At 70.3% G+C, this 482-nt stretch carries 1 protein-coding gene; it reads left to right on the top strand.

Translation table 11 applies throughout. The features are described from left to right. Positions 1-482: pseudouridine synthase (locus A612_RS12545; RefSeq protein ID WP_019374816.1), on the top strand; the 482-nt coding region annotated here is incomplete at both ends.

Here is a 482-nt window from a genome sequence, read left to right on the forward strand (position 1 = left end):
GACGCCAGCCGCACGCGCTTCTCGCCCTCCCAGCTGCGCGGGCTGGCCCCCTGCGGGCGACTGGACATCGACTCCGTGGGCCTGCTGGTGCTGACGCAGGACGGGCGCATCGCGCGCCAGCTGATCGGCGAGGACTCGACCGTGGACAAGGAGTACCTGGTGCGGGTGCAGTATGGCGATGTCGCGCAGGACGTGCGTGCCGCCTTCCCCGAGGAGCGGCTGGCGCTGCTGCGCCACGGCCTGGCGCTCGATGGCCAGCGCCTGAAACCCGCCCAGGTCGAATGGCAGAACCCCGAGCAGCTGCGCTTCGTGCTGACGGAGGGCAAGAAGCGCCAGATCCGGCGCATGTGCGAGCAGGTCGGCCTGAAGGTGGTGGGCTGGGAGCACAGCCTGAAGAACGAGCTGATCCTGGCGCGCTGGACGGGGCAGAGAAAGCGCAGCGCGGCCGAGCGGCTCGCTGCCATCCTGGAGGAGTTCGGGTT

This window comes from Melaminivora alkalimesophila (assembly GCF_000282995.1).
GTDB classification, from domain to species: Bacteria; Pseudomonadota; Gammaproteobacteria; order Burkholderiales; family Burkholderiaceae_C; genus Melaminivora; species Melaminivora alkalimesophila.